This window comes from Priestia sp. FSL R5-0597, from assembly GCF_038006305.1.
In the GTDB taxonomy this organism is placed as follows: domain Bacteria; phylum Bacillota; class Bacilli; order Bacillales; family Bacillaceae_H; genus Priestia; species Priestia zanthoxyli.
Window position 1 is genome coordinate 1,704,462 of sequence record NZ_JBBOUZ010000001.1, and the last position, 12,299, is coordinate 1,716,760.

Annotated in this window: 18 protein-coding genes; 10 read left to right on the forward strand and 8 right to left on the reverse strand. The window is 34.3% G+C overall.

The window, feature by feature from the left end:
* Positions 1-21: 21 nt before the first annotated feature.
* Together MKX72_RS08615 and MKX72_RS08620 are read right to left on the reverse strand one after the other, a co-directional pair.
* Positions 22-519, reverse strand: a complete 498-nt coding sequence (locus tag MKX72_RS08615) for a DinB family protein (protein ID WP_033578599.1) — start codon at positions 517-519, stop codon at positions 22-24.
* Positions 520-792: 273 nt separating this feature from the next.
* Positions 793-1,137 carry a hypothetical protein gene (locus tag MKX72_RS08620; protein WP_033578600.1) on the reverse strand — a complete coding sequence of 115 codons (345 nt, stop codon included), beginning with the start codon at positions 1,135-1,137 and terminating at the stop codon, positions 793-795.
* A 102-nt stretch (positions 1,138-1,239) separates the two neighbouring features.
* Here MKX72_RS08620 and MKX72_RS08625 point away from each other — a divergent pair, with 102 nt between their 5' ends.
* Positions 1,240-1,527, forward strand: a complete 288-nt coding sequence (locus tag MKX72_RS08625; protein ID WP_028413845.1) for a hypothetical protein — start codon at positions 1,240-1,242, stop codon at positions 1,525-1,527.
* Positions 1,528-1,625: 98 nt separating this feature from the next.
* On the opposite strand, the gene MKX72_RS08630 is transcribed toward MKX72_RS08625, so the two are convergent.
* The gene (locus tag MKX72_RS08630; protein WP_033578601.1) at positions 1,626-2,210 is read right to left on the reverse strand and encodes a hypothetical protein; all 585 of its coding nucleotides are present in this window, start codon (positions 2,208-2,210) and stop codon (positions 1,626-1,628) included.
* A gap of 328 nt (positions 2,211-2,538) precedes the next feature.
* Here MKX72_RS08630 and MKX72_RS08635 point away from each other — a divergent pair, with 328 nt between their 5' ends.
* Both MKX72_RS08635 and MKX72_RS08640 read left to right on the forward strand, forming a co-directional pair.
* Positions 2,539-2,796 carry a hypothetical protein gene (locus MKX72_RS08635; RefSeq protein ID WP_033578602.1) on the forward strand — a complete coding sequence of 86 codons (258 nt, stop codon included), beginning with the start codon at positions 2,539-2,541 and terminating at the stop codon, positions 2,794-2,796.
* A 163-nt stretch (positions 2,797-2,959) separates the two neighbouring features.
* A complete protein-coding gene (locus MKX72_RS08640; protein ID WP_049163947.1) occupies positions 2,960-3,370 on the forward strand; it encodes a hypothetical protein in 411 nt (136 codons plus the stop codon).
* A 164-nt stretch (positions 3,371-3,534) separates the two neighbouring features.
* Here the strand turns inward: MKX72_RS08640 and MKX72_RS08645 are convergent, their stop codons facing one another.
* Both MKX72_RS08645 and MKX72_RS08650 read right to left on the reverse strand, forming a co-directional pair.
* Complete coding sequence (locus tag MKX72_RS08645) at positions 3,535-3,846, reverse strand: DMT family transporter (RefSeq protein ID WP_047751245.1); 312 nt, start codon at positions 3,844-3,846, stop codon at positions 3,535-3,537.
* A complete protein-coding gene (locus MKX72_RS08650; protein WP_033578604.1) occupies positions 3,846-4,184 on the reverse strand; it encodes a DMT family transporter in 339 nt (112 codons plus the stop codon). Before MKX72_RS08650 ends, MKX72_RS08645 begins: the two co-directional genes overlap by 1 nt.
* 184 nt (positions 4,185-4,368) lie before the next feature.
* On the opposite strand from MKX72_RS08650, the gene MKX72_RS08655 reads away from it, so the two are divergent.
* The 7 genes from MKX72_RS08655 (at position 4,369) to MKX72_RS08685 (ending at position 9,255) form a co-directional block, all read left to right on the forward strand.
* Entirely contained in the window at positions 4,369-5,256 is an 888-nt protein-coding gene (locus tag MKX72_RS08655) for a LysR family transcriptional regulator (protein WP_033578605.1), read from the forward strand.
* 168 nt (positions 5,257-5,424) lie between these two features.
* Positions 5,425-5,901: a hypothetical protein gene (locus MKX72_RS08660; protein WP_033578606.1), complete on the forward strand. Its 477-nt coding sequence runs from the start codon at positions 5,425-5,427 to the stop codon at positions 5,899-5,901.
* Between the two features lie 87 nt (positions 5,902-5,988).
* Positions 5,989-6,474, forward strand: coding sequence for a hypothetical protein (locus tag MKX72_RS08665; protein ID WP_033578607.1), 486 nt, complete (start codon positions 5,989-5,991; stop codon positions 6,472-6,474).
* 60 nt (positions 6,475-6,534) lie between these two features.
* A complete protein-coding gene (locus MKX72_RS08670) occupies positions 6,535-7,134 on the forward strand; it encodes a hypothetical protein (protein WP_033578608.1) in 600 nt (199 codons plus the stop codon).
* A 426-nt stretch (positions 7,135-7,560) separates the two neighbouring features.
* Positions 7,561-7,758, forward strand: coding sequence for a hypothetical protein (locus tag MKX72_RS08675; RefSeq protein WP_033578609.1), 198 nt, complete (start codon positions 7,561-7,563; stop codon positions 7,756-7,758).
* Between the two features lie 283 nt (positions 7,759-8,041).
* A complete protein-coding gene (locus MKX72_RS08680) occupies positions 8,042-8,674 on the forward strand; it encodes a hypothetical protein (RefSeq protein ID WP_049163954.1) in 633 nt (210 codons plus the stop codon).
* Between the two features lie 62 nt (positions 8,675-8,736).
* Positions 8,737-9,255, forward strand: a complete 519-nt coding sequence (locus MKX72_RS08685) for a hypothetical protein (protein WP_033578610.1) — start codon at positions 8,737-8,739, stop codon at positions 9,253-9,255.
* An 81-nt stretch (positions 9,256-9,336) separates the two neighbouring features.
* On the opposite strand, the gene MKX72_RS08690 is transcribed toward MKX72_RS08685, so the two are convergent.
* The 3 genes from MKX72_RS08690 to MKX72_RS08700 all read right to left on the reverse strand — a co-directional run bounded on the left by MKX72_RS08690 (position 9,337) and on the right by MKX72_RS08700 (position 12,040).
* Positions 9,337-9,483, reverse strand: coding sequence for a BH0509 family protein (locus tag MKX72_RS08690; RefSeq protein WP_014460666.1), 147 nt, complete (start codon positions 9,481-9,483; stop codon positions 9,337-9,339).
* A gap of 961 nt (positions 9,484-10,444) precedes the next feature.
* The gene (locus tag MKX72_RS08695; protein ID WP_013056409.1) at positions 10,445-10,645 is read right to left on the reverse strand and encodes a cold-shock protein; all 201 of its coding nucleotides are present in this window, start codon (positions 10,643-10,645) and stop codon (positions 10,445-10,447) included.
* A gap of 750 nt (positions 10,646-11,395) precedes the next feature.
* Entirely contained in the window at positions 11,396-12,040 is a 645-nt protein-coding gene (locus MKX72_RS08700) for a glycosyltransferase (protein ID WP_155008678.1), read from the reverse strand.
* Positions 12,041-12,299: the final 259 nt, after the last annotated feature.

Sequence of the window (12,299 nt, forward strand, 5' to 3'; positions counted from 1 at the left end):
ATTTCTGCATTATGTCTCAATCTAAGCAGGAAAGCCTCCCGTTGGCGGTGGCCATGCTCCGTTTAATCTTCTCATAATGACAATTTCACCTAGATGATAGCTGTTGTGAGAAGCAATATTACGCAGTAATCCCCCTGGGGTTTCACTTGGCCAAGCATCCAGAGGTTCTTCGATTGATAATGTCTCAGCTAAGTGACAAGCTTCGTCAATTCCATCACAAAAATGCTGGATCGTCTTTTGCCATTCTTCCTCATCAACCGGAGCAGGATGTTCAGGCCAGCTTTCACTTACACTTTTCGGTCTCTCAGGGTTTTCTCCTTTAGCAAGAGCAAGTAAAAAGTCTTGCCAATAGCTCATATGCTTCACTAATTGATAAATAGAGTAAGGTAATTCCTTTTGTTTATGTGAAGCAAGTTCCATATTAATGTCGGTTATTGCATTAATTGTTGGAAGATGACCTCTTTCACCTCTGAGTGATTTGATAAGTGCATCACGAAATGCTGTATTTGTTTGTGTCATGTTTTTCAGCCTTTCTTCTTCAAAGTCATACGCTTTTAACAGTCTAACACAAATCAGTTTAATATATGTACTTCTGTGATTAACGACTTACTATAACAAAGCGACTAAAATAAATAGTATCAATCACAATTCTTTGTTTGTAAGTCACCTTTATATGAAGAAATATGGTTTAATGTAAAATATATGTAAAAAACACAGCGAATCTTCGATTAAATACAGAACTTTTCCTCTTTTGTAAAAAGCGTATCGTTCGCTACGCTTTTTACAATTCATTTAATCCTCAACGGTTATTTCAACTATATAGAGATTTCCTTGATATGAAATAGAGAACGAACGAATAATGGTCGTGACAGTTGTGCCTTCTATCTCTTCTCCAGATGGACTGGTAAGCCAATAGCCAATATGCGCCTTGTCGTCCTCTACGTATACCGAAATACTCATAACACATAGGTCTGAAAACAGTATGGTGCGACTTTCAAGCAAAGAATCGTATTCAACTATGTAATAGTCGAGTGTCTCATTAAGTGTGTCGTAGTCTAAAGTATCTTGATTAAGGATTTTATCCAATTCAAGTGCAAGTGGTTTTTCAATACTAATATTTATTTGTTCTGTGCGCATATAAACCGCTCCTTAAAAAGAGTATCGACAAGTATAAGTGTATGTTTACATAATACCTACACCTTACTATTTATAAGTAAAGAAAAAACATGAGGTGAAAGTATGAATTGGACTGAACAACAAAAAAACGTATTTAACACATATGTACCGAATGGCGACTGGATAAGTTTTATGGCCCATTTGGGGATTTCACAAGAAGAAGTAATGTTAGTTATTCTAGATGAAGAAATGACAATTGAACAATACTGTCAACATGGACCACCAGAAGCAGCAAAAGAAGTGTTGACATACTACAAGGAAAACGGAGCTCTCGTGTCCTTCGACCAAGAAGGTTTGTCTATTAACGGGTGTTATTGTATACGGAGCAATCATTTCCGTTATTTTAGGTAGTTATGTTATGATGATTTTTACCTGGAATTAAATAAAATATATGTGCGATATACGCAAAAAAGCCACTATCTCATGTGCAGAGTTAGTGGCTTTTTTAATTATTTATATGCCGATTTAATTGTATCTAAATAAAAATAATCAGCATCTGCCTCATCTTGAACAACCATTAATTGATAGAGATGGTCAGGCTTATCTGGAATATTAAAAACAATGTTTAAATCAAGTGGTTTGTCTTCTAGTTTCATGTTTGGATAATTTGTTGTAAGAAGCGTATATCCCTCTTTTGTATAAGCCTCTCTAGTAGCTGGTTCATAGGTCTTACTGTCTGTTACGTCTTCTAATGTAAAGTGAAGGTCTTTTAGCGATACAGAATTTCCTTCTTCAAACGTATTTTCTAAACGTACAGATACATTCATAAATGTTGAAGTTCCGTTAATGCTATCGATATCATCCACGTAAGATGCGCTGTTGGTTGAAATATAGTATTTATGGTGTTTAGATTTTTCATGATAAGATAGGCTGCCTTCTGCCGGTCTAACGTTTGTTGCGTGCTCAAGGCTAGCGGTATGTTTTGGGGCAGGTGCTTCTACGGTTACTTCGTTTTCTTTCTTTCCACTTTCGCAAGCAGCAAGGCCAGAGACTAAAACGGCACACATGATGCTTGTTTTTGTTAATTTATTCATTATACTCCTCCAAGATAGATGATAGTGTTTATGTTACATGGAATATATATGGGAATCAAGGAAAAATGTGAAAGATAGTTACAGGGGTAAGGAGTTTAAATGTTCTAGGATGCTTCCAATTTGGAGAAAAAAGAAAAAATGGTAAAAAAGAAAAAAGGAGAGTGCAGAAGTTGGGGTGAAGGTAAGAAAAGCTGATTCATCTTTACCGATGAACAGTCTTTTTTTGCAACCAGTCTGATGTTATGGGAGACGTCCCTTATAGTATGAAGTAAGACTCAACAGGTAACACATAATGTTTCAATTGGTTATAAAAAGGATGGTGTTCAGGATGAAAAAACGAATAAAGATGTTAATTTCTATTGGAATTGCAGCGTCTTTGATTATTATTTCGTCTCAATCGAAAGTGCATGCTAGTACTCCGATTGGTACGGTTCAGGTTAAAGCTCATTCGTTATATCTTCGAGCAGGAAATAGTTTTAATGCAAATGGAATTATATCATATGCTAAATGTTTCTTAGGGATGCGATATATCTGGGCATCTGCAAATCCTCTTTATGGTGGATTTGATTGTTCAGAGGGAATATAGTGAAATTCAGAAGTGACGGTACCTTTATATTTTTCGTAATAAACTAATCGAATGTCCATAAAACCAACCTTTCGTAGGGTAAAGCACAAATAAACTATCTGGAAGAAGTAAAACTATTATATAGTTGATGATAACAACAATAAACACCAAATGAGGTGATACGATGAAAAAAGAAGAAAAAGTGGAAGCAGAAGAAGTATTGTGCCGGTTGTTTAAAGGTGGAAAAATTAAGCACGTTGGAGATGGAATACGTTCTGATTATTTTAGACTCAAAATACAAGCTGCTGATGGTCAACCACTTGTTATTACTGCGGAAAACAAGTGGACTGTTTCACCTATACGTTCCTTTTTTTCACTTATTGCCAAACAAGAGGAAATCACAGACATATTCTTAGGGGAACAAGAACCTCATTTAACGTTACAGTTTACAAGCGGTGTGCTCTTAACAATCTTTGGAGTAGATAACCTCTATGAAAGTTGGCAAGCCGGTACAGATTCACAAGATTGGTTAGTCGTTGCATGTCCAGGTGGAGATGTGGCAGTTTGGTCTCCAGAGAATGAAGAAAATGTATAACAGTAGGGGGTGCCGGCAATGAGCAATATATACGAACAATTAGGTGAATTGCAGGAACATCTACAACATTATGCTCTTAATAGAATTGAAGAGTATTATTACACCAGATGTTGTGAAGTAGCCGGAACCGAGGTTACTCAAGGGCCTTATTTATCTTATTTTTATTAGAAAGCTTTCAGTATAATAACCCCTGTAATAATAAGAGTAACGGAGATAATCTTTCTTTTGTTTTTTGATTCTTTAAATATATAAATACCTAACAGCGTTGTACTAGCAATCGTTAGCCCTGCCCATATAGCAAAAATGATGCCCATTTCAAAATAGTGTGTTGTTAGAGAAATGAAATAAATACAAGCAATGAACAATAAGAATGCACCTATCGTGGGAACAGTTTGTCTAAAGCCTTTAGATAGTTTTACACACATTTGCCCTGCAATGCCTAAAACTAAGCCAATCGTTAAAAATACGTATCCCATTACGCTGCCCTTCTTTCTTTAGAACTTCCTTTAATGTTAAGAGAAACTGCACCAATTACAATAAGAGAAACTCCTAAGATTTTAGATAAGGAAATAGTTTCATCAAAAAAAATAATACCTGTGACAACAACAAGTACGGTTGCACCTCCTGCATATAAAGCACTTGCTACTCCTACTTCACCTTTAGCGTTAAGGAGCATATAAGCAGCAATCGAAGAACAATAAAATAGTATGGCAAAAACAGTCGGAACAAAGTTTGTGAATCCATTTGTAAGATTAAGAAAAAATACTGCGATTACCTCCAAGATGATGGCAAGAAACAATAGTAAATAAAACAATCAGATTTCCTCCTTTTAGTCACCTCATTTTAAGAACTTTACGTAATGGCTACTAAATAATTGCAGTAACAATTGGATGTCATTATTTTATCTAGAGCTTGATATCTTGTAAAATAATGATAAATGATTGTAGATATCACTATTGTTAATACCTAAATGAATGTAAGTGGAAAGGAGGATGTTTATGGAAGTAGAAGATATACGTATATTTATGGCTGTGGCAGAATACGGCAGTGTAAGCCTTGCTGCTGATAAGCTAGGTTATGTCCAACCAAATGTAACAGCACGTATTCGATCTCTTGAACGGAAAATTGGACACCCATTGTTTCATCGTCACAGACGTGGAATGACATTAAATGTAGAAGGCCGAAAACTTTTAACGTACGGAGAACAAATGATGAGGCTAATGGATGAAATACAGAAAGCATTTCAAGATGAGCGTAACCTTGTTGGATCATTATGTATTGGATTAGTTGAAACGGTAGTAGGTTTTCCTGAAATCATTTCTTCCTATCATAATAAGCACAAAAATGTGGATATTTCTCTAGTATCAGGAGTAAGTACACAATTAATAGAGAAAGTTCTTAAGTTCCAGCTAGACGGGGCATTTGTAGCAGAACCAGTAAATGTGTCAATGCTTGATCAAATTCCGGCTTTTGATGAAGAAATTGTACTTGTATGCAGTGCAAATGAAAAAGGTAAGAAGCAGATTCAGTCTGCCAGAGAGTTACTACACCTACCATTCATTTTATTTAATGAAGGCTGCCAATATAGAGAAAGACTACAGCAATGGTTAAAAGACGAACAGATCGTATCCCCGAAAATCATGGAATTTGCTACACTCGAAACGATTATGGGGACAGTAGTTTCTGGTCTTGGTGTGACACTTATAGCCCGGTCATTAGCGGAGAGATATGAGAGGGAAGGGTTAGTACAACTCTTTTCAATACCTGAGCCTTACAGAAACCTTAGGATTGTATATGTTCGTCGTTCCGACTCCTATCTAGGAGTAACTGAGCGTGAATTTACAAAGACAATCAGCGAAGTAAGAGAAGGAAAAAAGCAGAAATAAACAGACGGTGTTTTCATAAAGAGCTTTTTAATGTAGCTTATGTTTAGTATGAATATGCCAAGTGTTAATTTGAGCAGTAAACTTTAGTTTTTTAATATCTAAAGAGGATTACGCTGCTTAACTTTTTATATAGTATACATCTAAAACACGTGTAAAGGAGCAGCTACAGTGAAGATAGAGGACAAAAAATTTGCGGAACGAGTACTGAAGCACTTACTTATTAGCAGTCAAATAGATGGCGTGAAATTTGGGCTTAATAGCTCTGTAACTCTATTGTATTTTACTAACTATAATAAAAAAGATGATAGTGATTTTGTATTGAATATCGAAACAACTTGGACTGTATATCCTGAAGCCCGCGATACATACCCATCATCAGAGGATGCAGTGCCTTTCCATACAGAAGAGCAATATTTTAAGCATATTTGGGATATCAGGAGACAAAAAGTAGTAAATGTTCAGCTGGATGCCGTATCGCCTCATCTTATCATTTCTCTAGAATCGGGGAGAGTATTATTTGTGAACGTTCATGATCCTAACTATGAATGCTGGCAATTAGGAGACCCTTTTGCAGGAAGTGATTGGCTTTTAGTTGCAACTCCGGGGGATGACATAGCTGTTTGGTCTCCTGAGGAGTTTGAATGAGCGTTATGTTAACTATTCTTACATGTTGTATACAGAAAAATTACTAAGGGAAATGTTAAAATAAAACTAAAATATGGAGTGGAATTCATGAATACGATCCTAGAGAGCTTTTATGACTTAAAGGAAATACTGAGTTCTTTTAATAATCTTCATGAAAAGTACAATTGGCTGTTGACTGATTTAGATGGATCTTTTCCAGATAAGTACCTTGATTACTTTACTGACTACAGAATTTACAACAATGGAACGAGCGGCAATACATATTGGATTACAGGTGAAAAGCTCACAAAGCTTGCTAATAAAGAGGACATCTATTTTATATGGGGAGTTTTTTCTGCCTTTGATAAGAAAGAAACTATAAATTTAGATATGCTTAAAGAAGAGCCTTATGCTGATGGTAATCCGGGTTTTTGGATTGAAACACCGACAATTCAGCACCCTAAAGCAATTATAGAATTAGTTTTTTGGGACTCATCTTTAATTTTACTTTTGAGCAAGGACGAAGAAATATCTAGGAATTTTAGAAACAAGTTTGCAAAATGGAAAGACCTAGACAAGTATAATAACGAATAGTTTCATGACGTACATGTACTATCGGAAGATTAACTAACTAGAGGTAGGAGGGGAAAGTTGATGATTGATAATAGGCTACGAAAGATAAAGAATCATGAAATCAATGATTCTTTATCTGAACTTACTGATACGGAAGTTTTATTAAATTTTCAGCGTGCCATTACCAGCTTATATCCCCATCTAATACGCATACATGCTCATGCTTATGAATCATGGGATGATATTGTCATCCCTTTATTTTATGAAATGGTTTATAAAACTTTTTCGTTCAAATATGGCGTTGAGATTATGGCAAGTGAAGCACACCCTTTTTTGTTTACTTTAAGGTGCTACGAAGGCATTCATCATATCCAGTGTCTTCCCAAAGCGTCATCGTTTCAAGGGATATTGAATAATGAGAAATTTGGTGTTAGTAAAGAGAACTTGGAAGGGAAAAGGCTTATTTTTAAGTCTTTTGGCGATAGTATTAATGGTTTAACAATGGGTCTAGATAGTGAGGATGCTCATGCTGTTCATTTTAATCTGGTTGAGGTAGATGTAGTATGTGCTCAGTCTAATAAACGTATTGGTATTGACGGGTGTACTACATTTTTTATTCATAAAGACGATGTAGAATTTGAATTTGTCGCTGAGACTTTTAACCAGAAGTTGCAAAAATAAAAAGGTAATGCAGCAAACCTATGGTATGGTGCATTACCTTTTTATACTTTCATTCTTTCCATATCTGTTCCAAATAATATTTAGTACAATCAAAACTAAAAATACGGATGAAGTGTAATACCCTGGCCAACTTTTATCTCTCCAAGTCAGGTTGAAGACTGTACTGGATAATATTAGTATAGTTAGAACCCAAAAACAATTTCTTTTTAACTGTCTCATTAATAACTCCTTCAAAGTAGTACTCAAAATTACTTCCTTCTTTATCCATGATAACATACTTTAATTAGCTATCCATTTGTAAACTAGAAATGTTTTGTATACCTCTTATGACATTTGTCTTCTAAAAACCATACACTTTTACAGACGTATTTGGTAGACTAATAGGAAATAAACGGAAAAAGCTATTTAAAGAAAGGAGATTTTTTATTGTCTAAATATATAAGCATTTTCTTCTTGAACCTTTTTATAGGGATTATACTATATTTCGTATTAGGTTCTCTTTTAATGACTGGTGATAATGCAGCAGAGGAGGCCATTAATACCTTTGGATTCATCATCATTGTATTTCTTTCGTTTTTAATTGCGCAAATGTACTACTTAATACATTTAGTAAAGAAGAAATAATAGGTACTGATGATGATCTCATCGGAATTACAAAATAAATTAAAAACACTTATTGATACAATATGTTTCCTCTATTTCTATTTTGATAAACGTAACTCAGTTTCTTTAAGAGCATCTGTACAACTTAAAGCCTATACAAATACATACTAAAAAGAAGTATCCAATATAAATAAAACATAATAACAATTGAAAGCGATAGAATTACGTTGTACAAAGATTTAAGCTTCACGGATTTACCACAATCACAAGGCTCGGGTCATTTAAGACAGGGGAGAATAGAATAATGAAAAAATTAATTGGTGTAACTATTATGGCTGTTTCGTTGGTAATGAGCGGAGCCTGTTCAAACCAAGGAAGCTCAGATGTAGAAAAAAATAAAAAAGTGTCAAAAGAATATCAGCAAGATAATCAGAAAAAACCTTTTAAAATTACTAATGTTAAAGTAAAAGTAGTTAATGACAAAGGTTTGGTAGGATCTACAATAGTAGAAGAGAACGGAAAAGAGAAAGAAATTGTGCCTCTTGCTCTTTACTACGATATGAGAATTAAGCATTATAGTGATAAAAGCCTGATTAATTTTGATAAAGACGATTTAGATTTTAAAATTTTACCTAATAAAGAGTTAATAAAGGCCTCTAAGGACGCTGTAGGGGTTAATATTTTTGATGACGAGAAAGGGCTTGATGGATTAGGAAGAGGATCAGGATATGGGGATTTTGATGGGAATAGAAATGGGAAAATAAATGTAAGTTATGACTTAGGATTCACCACTAAGTCCGGAGGGCTGCCAGTGGCTCCTAATAAAGAAAAAATAAAAATGCTTAAAGAAAATGCTTTAAAAGGTGTTTTAGTAGTCATTAAAAATAAAGAAGAAATAGGTCGCTATAACCTTACTGCCATAAACAAAATAGATTAATACATTCTAATTGTTTAGTTACTTACAAAGAAAGCTTTAGCTGCAAATAAAAGGAGAAAAGCATGAGAAAAGCAACTATATCAAAATTAGACAAATTAGTGGGCTTAAATGTAAGATGCGCGGGGAGAGCCTCAAATTTGTTTTGGCTAGGATTTGGAGAAAAAATTTTAGTAACCAGAAGGGGGAAAACGGAAGAGGTAGCTGAATACGCTTTACATATTCAATGTTCATGGCGTATTGTCAAAGGTAATAAAATTGTAGTAGCCTCACGGGATTTCTATTCTCCAAGAACAGGATTGGATGATGAAAATGAGTACTTTGAATGGGATGTCCAAGGAAATAATCGATTCGATGAACGAATTGAATCTTTTATAGAAGGTATAAACGAACACACGATTGTTGAAAGAGTTGACTCGGATGAAGTAGGAGGGCTAAAGATCTTTTTATCTCAAGGTTATTTAGTGGAGGGATTTCCGGATACGTCAGAAGACGATGAGTATAGTGAGTTCTGGAGACTTTTCAACCGAAAGGAAGACAGCCCTCACTTTGTTGTCACAGGAAAAGGTATTGAAAACGAGTAATCGTATAATTAAAGAAACGAAAAAAGCACAAACCCGTTGGAACCAAACGTTTTTGTGCTTTTTTCTTATTTTATAGTTGAGTTACATATAATCATAAGCGGAATCATCAAAATAGAGCCAGTGATAATATTCAACCTGCGGATCTGTCATTTTTAAAACTTCTTCTTCATTGAATTTTTTATACTCAACTAATTTCTGTACTTTAGAATTTCTTTCCACTTGGCTCATTTTAAATCCTCCTTATAGTTTGAAAAGTAACAATGTATTTAAATTTAGAAAGCGTTTTCTTTTTTTCTTATTTTTATTATATATCTCAATATGAGATTAAAACAATATCAATTATAGATGATTTTTCAAAAAACAATATAGAAATGGTATTATGGCGTCGGATTGGGACAACAAGGCTTCTGCAATCGAAATTAAATAATAGGTGATTGCCAACGGCCAGGCTAAAATTTTTTTGTTCGTATCGTTGCTTAATCCCTAAAAAACATTATGATAACTGGCTCTATAAACTAGAAACAAAGCTAACTGTGTTAAGCTAGCTTTATATTTTTTTATGCTGTTTTCCAGAGCTGTAAATTTTCAACTGTCGTTGACTTTGGTATAAAAACTCTTTATCAATTTCATCATGTTACGCCCCGAAGTTCTTGACATTGGATGATGATCTTCATCATCACGTGTACTCAGGTACCAGCTTCCCTTGTCATCTTCATTTAATCTATATACCTTATTGGTTCTACTATCTGTATAAAAATTTCCATCCTTCAGTCTCAAACAATCCCCCCTCTACCAAGTGTCTATCCTGTATTATGCCCAAGATATCAATTTTATGAAAGATTTCATATACACAAATACACAAAAGCAGCAGAGTTATTAATACGCTTATTATTTTGTATGTAATTTACACAGGTACAAAAAAGGATAAAGGCTATGAGTGAGAAAGTATTTAGTAATGAGAAATAGTAACTATAAGAGTATCGAATGAATCAGTAACAATCTTAAAAAATCATTATGTAAAAAACATGAAAAGATACTCTTATACAGTCGACAAATATCCAAGTACCTTTTTCTTTGAAGAAGAATTAAAAAAACACGAACTATAATTATTGATAAATAAGTTTTGATATAAAAATCTTTTTAAATAAAAACAGACTCTGAAAATAGAGTCTGCTTTTTAGTATGGTTTTTATGCTTTATTTACGTTTGTCGCTTGTGGTCCGCGTTGCCCCTGTTCGATATCAAAAGTCACTTCTTGACCTTCATCCAAGGATTTAAAGCCTTCACCTTGAATAGCTGAGAAGTGAACAAATACATCTTCTCCACCTTCACGCTCGATAAATCCAAAACCTTTGTCAGCATTAAACCATTTCACTTTACCGTGTTCCATTTTTTGTTGCCTCCTAGAATGTAGAAAATAAACCAGATTATCATTAAATCTAGCTTATTTATTATATTATCCCAATAGAGACATCTTAAACTTAAATTAATGTGATCTTTCTAACTTTCTTTATCAATACTCACTTCACTAAAAAGGTGATTGGGGTATGACGTTCTACATCATAATGAGGTTCATATGCAAAAACCTCAAAATATTTATAAGTGATCTTCTAAACATCGAAATGATAGAAGTCAAAGATCAACCAATGCCCACATACTCATTATGGGCATTTTATTCATAAATATGAACTAAATTAGATGAGAGAGCACACGGGGACCCGTCTGCCCAAAAGAAAGGGAAGTTCACTCAAAATCTTTTTGAATAGTGGTGTAAAAATAGATTCTATTAGATAAGAATCTATGTACCTTTTCATATAAATCCAACCTTCGCATGAAGCATCCTTAAACTTGTTTACAAATAAAAAATGACGCCGTTGGAGGCGCCATTTTTTATAGAATAGAGAAGGACACACCCTATGCACGGGCGGTACTCTTAACACATCGTCTTGATTTGATAATACCCAGTGTTTAAGTTTAATAAACCTTTTTTTGGTATGACGATTTATGCAGAATATCTACATGTACCTTTTTATTGAACATAAGGTCTCCTAGAGGCATCAATCAAAAGAGTTCTTACAGGTGCAGTTTCTTATGAAGGAATTTCAAATAATCTCCAGCATTCTATTGGAGATTATTAAGATTATTTATTGAATTTCTCTGGAAACTGTTTCACAACTCCCGCAGATATAGTATCTGCCATTAAGACGATATGTGAGATTCCTTCATCAATTGCAACGATTCTTGCTTCCCAATCTTTTTCTAAGCTTGCAGATAAATCATTTGTCACCATTTTTAGATGCATATACAGTAATTTCTTTAAGTCTTCATTTTTTAAATAAGGGTTAGCCTGGCTAAGGAACGCTGCTATATCATCAGCATTTCGATACCATTCTTTGTTTAATTGATTCACCAAGGCTTTCTTTCCCGCTTTAGCTGCATCTACAATCTTGCCGGCAATCACAATATGTTCCTTAAGCAAAGCCGTAAGTTTGTTCCCAGCTTTTTCTCCGTATATCGGCTTCACAGCATTCCCGATATCTTCCTGATTTTTTAATAGCCTTGCCAACACCTGTTTTTGGTCTTCTGATCCTGCTGTTGTTGCACTTGTAATATAATTACTTGTCCACAATACATGATCCATCCAAAGTCTTCTGAATTCATTTTCAAACGTTACCTGAGATTGACTAACACGATGTTCTAGTGCTTCAGCACGAGCACTACTTGGTTCAACCAGCATGTTTAGCGAAAATAACACAATAAATCCTACCCATAATAATCTTTTCATAAAAGCCGCTCCTTCCAATTTATACGAGTATTCGGCTTATTATTTGTATATGGGATTTTTTACATTCCTTAAAATGTTACTTTCTAATAATAATTCTTTATAGAGTATTGTCACACTCCCAATCAGTTCACACGGATGAAAGGTTGACTCATCCAATTATTTATACATTCTTTAAAAAATGTATTTAACATAAGAACCTAATGGTAACACTATAAACAATAGTTAGTGAGTATGATTTCATTCCATATATTTAGGGTTT

What these genes read in the sequence shown, in the direction of transcription:
- MKX72_RS08615 (WP_033578599.1), bottom strand. Translation starts at nt 519, where the DNA reads ATGACACAAACAAATACAGCATTTCGTGATGCACTTATCAAATCACTC.
- MKX72_RS08620 (WP_033578600.1), bottom strand. Translation starts at nt 1,137, where the DNA reads ATGCGCACAGAACAAATAAATATTAGTATTGAAAAACCACTTGCACTT.
- MKX72_RS08625 (WP_028413845.1), top strand. Translation starts at nt 1,240, where the DNA reads ATGAATTGGACTGAACAACAAAAAAACGTATTTAACACATATGTACCG.
- MKX72_RS08630 (WP_033578601.1), bottom strand. Translation starts at nt 2,210, where the DNA reads ATGAATAAATTAACAAAAACAAGCATCATGTGTGCCGTTTTAGTCTCT.
- MKX72_RS08635 (WP_033578602.1), top strand. Translation starts at nt 2,539, where the DNA reads ATGAAAAAACGAATAAAGATGTTAATTTCTATTGGAATTGCAGCGTCT.
- MKX72_RS08640 (WP_049163947.1), top strand. Translation starts at nt 2,960, where the DNA reads ATGAAAAAAGAAGAAAAAGTGGAAGCAGAAGAAGTATTGTGCCGGTTG.
- MKX72_RS08645 (WP_047751245.1), bottom strand. Translation starts at nt 3,846, where the DNA reads ATGGGATACGTATTTTTAACGATTGGCTTAGTTTTAGGCATTGCAGGG.
- MKX72_RS08655 (WP_033578605.1), top strand. Translation starts at nt 4,369, where the DNA reads ATGGAAGTAGAAGATATACGTATATTTATGGCTGTGGCAGAATACGGC.
- MKX72_RS08665 (WP_033578607.1), top strand. Translation starts at nt 5,989, where the DNA reads ATGAATACGATCCTAGAGAGCTTTTATGACTTAAAGGAAATACTGAGT.
- MKX72_RS08670 (WP_033578608.1), top strand. Translation starts at nt 6,535, where the DNA reads ATGATTGATAATAGGCTACGAAAGATAAAGAATCATGAAATCAATGAT.
- MKX72_RS08680 (WP_049163954.1), top strand. Translation starts at nt 8,042, where the DNA reads ATGAAAAAATTAATTGGTGTAACTATTATGGCTGTTTCGTTGGTAATG.
- MKX72_RS08685 (WP_033578610.1), top strand. Translation starts at nt 8,737, where the DNA reads ATGAGAAAAGCAACTATATCAAAATTAGACAAATTAGTGGGCTTAAAT.
- MKX72_RS08690 (WP_014460666.1), bottom strand. Translation starts at nt 9,483, where the DNA reads ATGAGCCAAGTGGAAAGAAATTCTAAAGTACAGAAATTAGTTGAGTAT.
- MKX72_RS08695 (WP_013056409.1), bottom strand. Translation starts at nt 10,645, where the DNA reads ATGGAACACGGTAAAGTGAAATGGTTTAATGCTGACAAAGGTTTTGGA.
- MKX72_RS08700 (WP_155008678.1), bottom strand. Translation starts at nt 12,040, where the DNA reads ATGAAAAGATTATTATGGGTAGGATTTATTGTGTTATTTTCGCTAAAC.